Annotated in this window: 9 protein-coding genes; 5 read left to right on the plus strand and 4 right to left on the minus strand. The window is 73.5% G+C overall.

Annotated features, from left to right (window positions below; all coding sequences use genetic code 11):
* Positions 1-787 (minus strand): extracellular solute-binding protein (locus KBX39_RS14215; protein WP_210870972.1); only part of this gene is annotated, 787 nt, incomplete at its 3' end.
* A 163-nt stretch (positions 788-950) separates the two neighbouring features.
* On the opposite strand from KBX39_RS14215, the gene KBX39_RS14220 reads away from it, so the two are divergent.
* Entirely contained in the window at positions 951-2,330 is a 1,380-nt protein-coding gene (locus KBX39_RS14220) for an acyltransferase (RefSeq protein ID WP_210870974.1), read from the plus strand.
* A gap of 3 nt (positions 2,331-2,333) precedes the next feature.
* Here KBX39_RS14220 and KBX39_RS14225 read toward each other — a convergent pair whose 3' ends face one another.
* Positions 2,334-3,629 (minus strand): aspartate aminotransferase family protein, encoded by a 1,296-nt coding sequence (locus tag KBX39_RS14225; protein WP_210870977.1) that lies wholly within the window; start codon positions 3,627-3,629, stop codon positions 2,334-2,336.
* A 117-nt stretch (positions 3,630-3,746) separates the two neighbouring features.
* Between KBX39_RS14225 and KBX39_RS14230 the strand changes: the two genes are divergently transcribed.
* The gene (locus tag KBX39_RS14230; RefSeq protein WP_166457346.1) at positions 3,747-4,709 is read left to right on the plus strand and encodes a hypothetical protein; all 963 of its coding nucleotides are present in this window, start codon (positions 3,747-3,749) and stop codon (positions 4,707-4,709) included.
* A 56-nt stretch (positions 4,710-4,765) separates the two neighbouring features.
* Here KBX39_RS14230 and KBX39_RS14235 read toward each other — a convergent pair whose 3' ends face one another.
* Complete coding sequence (locus KBX39_RS14235; protein WP_030500321.1) at positions 4,766-5,452, minus strand: hypothetical protein; 687 nt, start codon at positions 5,450-5,452, stop codon at positions 4,766-4,768.
* Positions 5,453-5,796: 344 nt separating this feature from the next.
* Here KBX39_RS14235 and KBX39_RS14240 point away from each other — a divergent pair, with 344 nt between their 5' ends.
* The 3 genes from KBX39_RS14240 (at position 5,797) to KBX39_RS14250 (ending at position 7,893) form a co-directional block, all read left to right on the plus strand.
* Positions 5,797-6,555 (plus strand): TetR/AcrR family transcriptional regulator, encoded by a 759-nt coding sequence (locus KBX39_RS14240; RefSeq protein ID WP_043329745.1) that lies wholly within the window; start codon positions 5,797-5,799, stop codon positions 6,553-6,555.
* 185 nt (positions 6,556-6,740) lie between these two features.
* On the plus strand, positions 6,741-7,355 hold the full coding sequence (locus KBX39_RS14245; protein ID WP_030500319.1) for a DUF6230 family protein: 615 nt from the start codon (positions 6,741-6,743) through the stop codon (positions 7,353-7,355).
* Between the two features lies 1 nt (position 7,356).
* Entirely contained in the window at positions 7,357-7,893 is a 537-nt protein-coding gene (locus KBX39_RS14250; protein WP_113972448.1) for a DUF6114 domain-containing protein, read from the plus strand.
* Between the two features lies 1 nt (position 7,894).
* On the opposite strand, the gene murD is transcribed toward KBX39_RS14250, so the two are convergent.
* Positions 7,895-9,166: UDP-N-acetylmuramoyl-L-alanine--D-glutamate ligase (gene murD, locus KBX39_RS14255; RefSeq protein ID WP_210870978.1), on the minus strand; the 1,272-nt coding region annotated here is incomplete at its 5' end.

Consider the following 9,166-nt stretch of genomic DNA (forward strand, 5'->3'; position numbering starts at 1 on the left):
TCTTCATCGCGTCCGACTTCCAGGCGTTCGGCTCCAGGTTGTCGATCGCCAGCGCCACGGACGGGCCGCCGAGCTTGATCGCGGTGGAGATCAGCGGCCAGCTCATGTAGCGGGGGTGCACACCGGCGTACGTCCAGGGGGCGATGCCGGCGGCCTTGATCCGGCGGCAGAGCGCGATGTGGTCGTCCCAGGTCTTGGCGTCCTCCCAGCCACGGTCGGCGAACAGCTTGGTGGAGTGCCAGATGCCGTACACCGTGTAGGTGTAGTTGAGGACCAGGAACCGGCCGTCGTAGGAGCCCACCTCCACGGTGCCGGGCAGCAGCGTGTCCTTGACCGTCTTGCCGGGCGTGTCGAGGCTGGGGGCGGCGAGCAGCTCGCCCAGGTCGGCGAGCGCGTTCTGGGAGACCAGGCCGTTGAAGTCGATCTGGCCGGCGCCGGAGTTGTTCACCACGTCGGGCGGGCTGCCGTCGACGAAGCGGGGCTGGAGCGTCTTGCTGATCTCCGCGGTGGCCGAGTGCTTGATCTCCGCCTTCGGGTACCGCTCCTTGTACATGGCCTCGTGGGCCTTGGCGTAGTCCTCCCCGAAGCCGCCGTTGAAGATCACCACCTCCAGCGGGGCGTCCTCGGCCACGCCGAGCGGGTTCTGCTCGCTCTTCGTGCCCTTGTACGCGCCGCCGTCGCCCTCGTCGCCGCCACCGGAGGTGGCGCAGCCGGCGAGCAGGCCGGCAGCAGGGGTGGCCAGCAGGCCGGCGGCGGCGCTGCGCCGAAGGATCTCACGCCTGTTCATCGCATCTCCTCGGTTCGGGTACGCCCGGTGAACGATCTGTCGCTTGTCTTCACATAAGGCATTTCCACTGAAGAATTTCTACGACAGTGCGACGGGGACCACAACCCCTCTCGACCGATCCGTTATCCGTACCGGTCGCGGCGCGCTGGCCTAGCCTGACTTCATGCGCCGCCTGCGGCAGCTCGCGCAACGCACGCCGCCGGGGCGGGAGCGCTACATCGACCTGCTCCGGGCGCTGGCCATCACCATGGTCGTGCTCGGCCACTGGGGCGTCACGGTGATCGGGTACGACAACGGCCGCCCCGCCGGCCACTCCGCGCTGGCGGACCTGCGCTGGGCCTGGCCGCTGACCTGGGTGGCCCAGGTGATGCCGGTGTTCTTCCTGGTCGGCGGCTACGCCAACGCCGCCTCGCTCACCTCACGCCGCCGCCGGGGCGGCTCGGCGACGGGCTGGCTGGTCGACCGCAGCGCCCGGCTGATCCGCCCCACCACCGTGTTGCTGCTGGTCCTGGCGGCGGGAGCGGGGATCGCCACGCTGCGCGGCGCCGACGCGGCGCAGGTGCGCGAGGCGATCTGGTTCGCCACCATCCCGCTGTGGTTCCTGGTCGCCTACGTCGCGGTGGTGGCGCTGACCCCGCCGATGTACGCGCTGCACCGCCGGTTCGGGCTCGCCGTGCCGGTGGTGCTCGTGGCCCTGGTCGCGCTCGGCGACCTCGGCCGGCTCCTCGGCCCGGCCGTGCTCGCCGACGGCAACTACCTGCTGGGCTGGCTGGCCGTGCACCAGGTCGGGTTCGCCTGGTACGACGCCGCCCGGCCGGACACCCGCGCCGGACACGCCGCGCCGCGTGGCCTGTTCCGCCGCCGGCTGCCGCTGTCCGGCCGGGCCGGCGCGGTCCTGCTCGGCGGCGGCCTGGTCGCGCTGGTTCTGCTCACGGTGGCCGGACCGTACCCGGTGGCGATGCTCCACGTCCCCGGCGAGCGGCTGGACAACGCGGCGCCGCCGAGCCTGGCGCTGATGGCCGCCGCGGCCGCCCAGCTCGGCCTGATCCTGCTGCTGCGACGCCCGGCCGGGCGCTGGCTGCGCCGGTCCGGCCCCTGGCAGGCGGTGCTCGCGGTCAACGCCGTGGTGCTCACCCTGTTCCTCTGGCACCTGACCGCCGCGGTGCTGCTGGTCGGCCTGCTGGACGCGCTCGGCGTGCTGCCCACTCCCCCGGTCGGCTCGGCGGCCTGGTGGGCGTGGCGCGTACCGTGGCTGCTCGCGCTGGCCGCGGTGCTGGCCGTGCTGGTCGCCGTCTTCGGCCCGGTCGAGGCCCGGACCCGCCGCCCGGCCGCGACCGGCCCGGCCGGCGTCGGGAGGCGGCGGCTGCGCGCCGGGCTGGCCCTCGCCGGGTACGCGGGCGTGCTCGTCGGCCTGCTGCTGAACAGCCTCACGCCCAAAGAGGGACCGGAGCCGCTGGGCCTGCCCGCCCCGGCGCTGGTGGCGTACCTGGCCGGGGCGGGTCTGCTGCGGCTGCTCAGGTCCGGACGGGACCGGCCGGGCTGATGGTCACGCCTTGATCGAGGCGCGGATCGCGTCGACCAGGATCGCCAGGCCCTCCCGGGCCTCGTCCTCGGTGAGCGTCAGCGGCGGGCCCATCCGGATCACGTTGCCGTACAGGCCGCCCTTGCCCACCAGCAGGCCGCCGGCCCGGCACGCCTCGAACACGCGGGTGGTCAGCGCCGCGTCCGGCTCGACGGTGCCCGGGTGGACGAACTCGACGGCGAGCATCAGGCCCTTGCCGCGTACCTCGGCGACCCGGTCCAGCCCGGCGGTGGCCGCGCGCAGGCCGTCGCCGAGGATCGCGCCGACCCGGGCGGCGTTGCCCTGGAGGTCGTGGTCGAGCAGGTAGTCGAGCACCGCGTTGCCGGCCGCGGTGGAGACCGGGTTGCCGCCGAACGTGGAGAAGCTGATCGTCGGCACCGACTCCAGCACCTCGGCCCGGCCGACCACCCCGGCGAGCGCGAAGCCGTTGCCGATGCCCTTGGCGAAGGTGAGCAGGTCCGGGGTCACGCCGTGCGCCTGGTAGCCCCAGAAGTGCTCGCCGGTACGGCCCCACCCGGTCTGCACCTCGTCGCTGATCAGCAGGATGCCGTGCTCGTCGAGCACCTTCTTCCAGGCGGCGAAGAGCCCGTCCGGGCCGTGCACGAAGCCGCCGACACCCTGGACCGGCTCGGCGATCAGGCAGGCCACCTCGCCGGCGGTCTGGGTGGCGAGCACCTCGCGCAGGTCCTCGACCGCCGCGTCGACCCGGTCGGCGGCGTCGAGCCGGGCCAGCAGCCCGCGCAGCCGCTCCCCCGAGTGCAGCCAGGCCACCTGCAAGGGGTTCAGCGCGCTGGCCGACCAGCCGCGGTTGCCGGTGACGCCCATCGTCGCGTACGACCGGCCGTGGTAGCTGTTGCGCACCGCGAGGATCTGGTGCGAGCGCCGGTGGTTCGTGGCGACCAGCAGCGCTGCTTCGTTCGCCTCGGTGCCGGAGTTGGTGAAGAACACGCGGGCGTCCGGGATGCCGGAGAGCCGGGCGATCTTCTCGGCCAGCTCGACCTGCCGGCGGATCAGGTAGAGCGTGGAGGTGTGCACGAGCCCGGTCCGCAGCTGCCGCTCGACCGCCTCCCGGATCTCCGGGATGTCGTGGCCGACCATCGTGGTCAGCACGCCGCCGAAGAAGTCCAGATAGGTCCGGCCGGCCGCGTCGGTGACCCGGCGGCCGGACCCGGCGACGAGTTCCAGCGGTTCGGCGTAGTAGAGCGGCATCCAGGACGGGAGCACGGCGCGGTGCCGGGCCAGCAGGTCGTCGGAGGTCATCGGCGCACCCTTCAGCGGAGGTGGATCCCCGCACGTTCCCACCACGACCGGGGCCGGGACAACTGGCACTTCGCGGGCCGGCCCGGCGGTAGCATCCGGCGGGTGCGGACGGATCAGGTGACATTGCCGGGCGGCGTGGCGGGGACGACGCGGGCGGACCTCCTGGCCGGGATCCGGTCCTGGGTGGAGTCCGCCCCGGTGCGGGATCTGGTGGCGCACTTCGGCGGCGACTGGCCCGATGGCGACCTGACGGCGGTGCTGGCCGGCCTGGACGTGTTCTCCGCCCGCCGCTGGGACTTCCGGCAGGGACGGGAACGCCCGGACGCCCGGGAGCCGGCGTTCGACCCGGCCACCGCCGGGCTGGTGCTGCGCGCGGCCGCCACGCTGGGCCTGGTCCGCGCCGTCGCGCCGGCCCGATCCGGGTACGCGCACCTGCTGGTGCTCGGCGGGCTGGCGCACGCCTGCCTGCGGCGCACCGCGTACGCGGCGATGCTGGCCCGGACGGCGGCCGGGGTGACCGGCGAGGTGGCGGTGCTGGGCAGTTTCCGGCCGCTCTCGGCGGCCGAGTGCCGCACGCTCGACGCGGCCGGGGTGTCCGGCTGCGCCACCGAGGTCGACGTCCTCGACGCCGGGGTGCGGCTGGCGTTCGGGGTGGCCGAGCCGGACGACGAACGCGGCGAGCCCGCCGGTCATCCGCACCGGTCCTGGTCCTCGCGCACCTACCGGCCGGCCGGGCTGCCCCCGGTACGGGTGCTCGCCGCGCCGTCGAGCGAGCCGGACCGGCGTCGCGCGCACACCGCCGACACGCAACGGTTCTGGGCCGAGCACGTGCGGCTGCGCGCGGGCGACGAGGTGCTGATGGTGACCGCACCGATCTACGTGCCGTTCCAGCACTGCGACGCGCTGCGGACGCTCGCCGTGCCGTACGGGTGCGGCATCGAGACGGTCGGCGTGGACCCGGCCGCCCGGGCCGCTGTCGACGTGCCGGAGCCGACCCTGACGCCGGGCCGCTACCTGCAGGAGATCCGGTCGGCGCTGCGGTCGATGCGCGCGCTGCACGCCACGTTGACGGCCGGCTGAGCCGGCGTGCGGGCCGGCGCCCGGCGTACCGCCGCGCACCGGCCCGGGAGCGGGTGTCAGTTGACGTAGACCGCCGGGCTGCCGGTCTTGCTGGTGTCCTTCACCGGCGAGTACGAGGCGGTGAAGTACGCGGTGCCGAAGCACAGCGACGGGCCGGAGAACTTGGTCAGGGTCTGGTTGGTGAAGGTGATCGAGTTGGTGCCGTTGGACGCCGTACCGGTCAGCGTGTTCGTGCTGGTGCGGTAGACGCAGGTGATCGCGCCGAGCAGCGAGTTGAGCACGACGGTGCTCTGGATCGGCGCGGCCGCCGTGCCGGCGATGGTGACCACGCCGGCGCTGGTCACCGACGTGGTGTACGGCAGGTTGTTCACGGTGATGCTCTGCACGCCGGTGGTGCCGAAGACGTTCGTGGTGCAGCTGGAGAACGACTGCGCGGTCAGGCTCTCGGTCGCGGTGCCGGGGGCGGTCGGGTTGGTCAGCACCTTGGCGCTGAAGCTGGACGCGGCGCACTTGATGCCGGTGGTGCCGCTGGACGAGGAGTAGAACGTGGCGTTCGTGCCGCTGCGCAGGCTGGCCTGGATGACGTCGCCCACCGACACGGCGGTGCCGGCGACGGTCGGGTAGGTCAGCACGTTGCTGGCCAGCGAGGTGGTGGGTGCGGCGGTGGCGGGGGCGGCGCCGACCAGACCGGTCAGCAGCGCCAGGGCGGCGAGACCCGCGCCGATGCGTCCGTACCTGGGCATGGTTGTTCCTTCCGGCGGTGGGACAGGAAACGGTTCCGGCGGCGTCCGGGGTGGACGGAGCCGGTGGGTGCGGCGGCCGGGCCGCCGATGGTGGTGGTGCGCCGTTGCGGCCTCAGCGGGCCGGGCGGCGTGGCGCAGTGCGGCGACGCCGCGTCACCTCGGTCTTTCCGGCCTTGGGGGGACGGGTGCGCGCGGCGATAATGGCAGCCATCCGGCCCTCCTTCGACACGTACGGGGTGACCGACGAGGAGAGATCACCAGCGGTGACGGGGCGTGAACTGAGCGTGTCGAAAGTTATAAACCCCGGAGGGTCGTAAAGTCAACGCATCGAGAGAGGTCGACAGGTGACCATCCCGAGCCCGCCGTCACCGGCACCCGCACCCCTGCCGGGCGCCCGCCACGGCCGCGACCCGGACCGCGCCATCAAGCGCGGCCCGCGCCGGGTGCCGGCCGAGGAGGTGGCGGCGACCCAGCGCGACCGCCTCTTCGACGGGCTGGTCCGGGAGGTCGCCGCCCGGGGGTACGACAACGCCCGGGTCAGCGACATCTGCCACGCGGCCGGAGTCACCCGGCCCGCGTTCTACGCGCTGTTCAACGGCAAGCAGGACGCGTTCCTGGCCGCGTACCGGCACGGCATCGCCGTGGTGTCGCACCTGATGGAGGACGCCTACCGCGACGCCGGCCCGGCCTGGCCGGACGCGGCACGCGCGGCGCTGCGCACGCTGCTCGACGTGCTGGCGAGCGTGCCCGCGTTCGCCCGGATGGCACTCGTCGAGGTGGACGCGGCCGGCCCGGACGCGCGCCGGGAACGCGACGCGCTGCTGCGCAGCTTCCGCCGGTTCTTCGCCGGCACCGGTCCGGAGCCGGCGGAGGTCGATCGCGACGCGCTGGTGTCCACTGTGGTCGGCGGCATCCACGCCACCATCCGCGAGCGGGTGGCGCAGGGGCGGGCCGACGAGCTGCCGGCGCTGCTGCCGGTGCTCACGTACGCGGCCACCGCGCCGTTCCTCGGTCCCGAGGGCGCCCGGCGCGCCGCCCGGGCCGCCCGACCGGACGACGGACCGGCCGCCACGGCGCCGTGCGCGCCGCCCGCTCATCCCTGACCGATCAGAAACCGCAGCGGTTTTTCACTTTGGCCGCTTTTGGCAAATGCCGTCCAATGATCTGCTACAGGCAGTTGACCGGCCCTTTACTCAGCGGTAACTTCGGCCTGCGCCCACCCGGTGCGGACGCCCCGCGAATCCAATTCACATCGTCGCGGATGAATTGATCTCGAAAGGGAGCCAGCATGTCGGAGCAGATCGATCAACCGAGAAGCGGCGTACGCTGGCGCCGGTTCGCCGTCACGCTCGGCACCGTGACCGTCGGCGCGGCCGGCATGGTGATGCTCACCGCGCAGGGTGTCCTCGGCGCGCAGTTCGCCATCTCGGGCATGCCGTTCACCGTCACCGCCGACAAACTGGAGGGGACCGGGTTCGAGCAGTTCGCCACGCTCGACCAGATGATCCCGGACAGCCCCAACCAGGGCGACACCGGCGGGCAGGTGCTCGTGATCGTCTCGGCCATCGACAAGGCCGAACTGACGAACCTCTGCCAGAGCATCAACCTCGGCGGAACCAACCTGCGGATCACCGCCGGCAATTCCGGCAAGCCGGTGACCGCCCGCACGCTCGTGGTCGACGGCGACGAGATCGCCGGCAACGCCTCCTTCAAGAACATCGACGTCGGGCAGGACGCCAGCACCGTCGACAAGGTCCCCGGGGTCAAGGGCAACCCGGGCGTGTTCGCCCAGCAGGCCGACACGGTGACCATCACCAACCTGCGGCAGAACAACTACGCCACCACCGCCGCGATCTTCACGCTGCCCAACCTGCGCATGGGCTTCAGCTCCGACGGGTGCTGACATGAGCCCGGGACAGCACACGGCCGCCGGCGTCCGCGCACGCTGGCGGCGCTGGCGGCGCGCGCGACCGTTCACCGCCGGGCTGCTCATCGCGCTCGGCGGCGCGGAGATGCTGGTGACGCTGCGCGCGCCGCTCGGCGTCCTGCTGCACGTCGGGCCGCAGGGCCTGGCCGCGTACCTGGTCCCGGCGATCCTGGTGATCTGCGGCGTGCTGCTGATCACCACCCCGCAGCAACGGGTCTTCTACGCGGTGCTCTCCCTGGTGCTCGGGCTGGCCTCCTGGCTGACCTCGAACCTGGGCGGGTTCCTGGTCGGCATGCTGCTGGCGCTGGTGGGCGGGGCGCTCGCGTTCGCCTGGACCCCGGTCAAGCAGCGGCCGGCCCGCGCCGAGGCGACACCCGCCGCCGGCACGGCGGTCGCCGCCACCGCGCCCGGGCCGCGTGAACCGGTGGACAGTTCGGCGCCCACCGAGTCGCTCGACGCGCTCCTGTCGGCCGAGCCGGGGCCGTCGCGGGACGCCCGGGCGGAACGCGGCTGACTCAGCGGGCGGTGTCCGCCACCGCCTGCGCGAACACCTCGGAGCGGTGCTCGAAGTTGCGGAACCGGCCGTAGCTCGGCGCGGCCGGGGACAGCAGCACCACCCCGCCGGCCGGGGTGAGCTTGCGGGACAGCCCGACGGCGGCGACCAGGTCGTCGGCCAGCTCGGTACGCACCGACGGCAGCCCGGACAGCGCCTCCACGATGCGGGGGCCGCTGTCCGGCACGCCGATCACGGTGATCTCCCGGTCGGCCAGGTGCGCGCGCAGCGGGCTGTAGTCCAGCCCCCGGTCGGCGCCGCCGACGATCACCGTCAACGGCCGCCCCTCGTACGCGTCGATCGCGTGCATGGCCGCGTACGGGCTGGTGGCGAGCGTGTCGTCGACGAACGTCAGCCCGGACGGGTCGGCGATCTCGGTGAGCCGGTGCGCCAGGCCCTGGAACTCGGCGACCGCGACGGCCAGGCTGTCCTTGCGCGCCACCACGTCGACGCCGAGCGCGTCCAGCACGGCGAGCGCGACGCAGAGGTTGCCCTCGTTGTGCCGCCCGACCAGCGGCAGCACCGCGCGCGGGAACAGCGGCGTGTCCCGCAGGTGGAACCACTGCGTGCCGTCCGGGCCGGAGGACACGTGCGTGGTGTCCGGTGAGCCGGCCCGGATCGCGGCCCGGTCGCCCAGCTCCGCGGCCAGGCGCGGGTCGGCGCCGTTGACCACCACGGCGTGCGGGCCGTGCGCGACCAGGTTCAGCTTGTCCCGGTAGTACTCCCGCTCGCCGCCGTGGGCGTCCAGGTGCTCGGGGAACAGCGCTGTCACCACCGCCACCCGGGGCGAGTCGGTCAGGTCGGCGCACTGGTAGCTGGACAGCTCCAGCACGTACAGCTCCGCCTCCGGCAGGTCCAGCAGCGGCACCCCGATGTTGCCGCCGAACACGTTCGGCCGGTCCATCGCGGTGAGCAGGTGGCTGATCAGGCTGGACGTGGTGCTCTTGCCCTTGCTGCCGGTCACCCCGACGGTCCGGTCCGCGTGGTCGGCCATCCACAGCGCGCTGCCCTGCGTGACGGGCACGGACCGGCGGCGCAGCTCCACCATCCACGGGTGCGTGTTCGGCACGCCCGGCGAGCGGACCACCACGTCCGCGGCGGCCAGCCGGTCGAAGCCCGCCTCGCCGGTCACCAGCGGCGCCGCGTCGGCCAGCGGACCTTCCCAGGGCAGCGTGAGGAAGTTGGCGCTGTCGTCGACGACGACCAGGCCGGCCGGCCCGTGCGCGGCGATCGC

The organism is Micromonospora sp. D75, assembly GCF_018070405.1.
GTDB classification, from domain to species: domain Bacteria; phylum Actinomycetota; class Actinomycetes; order Mycobacteriales; family Micromonosporaceae; genus Micromonospora; species Micromonospora chalcea.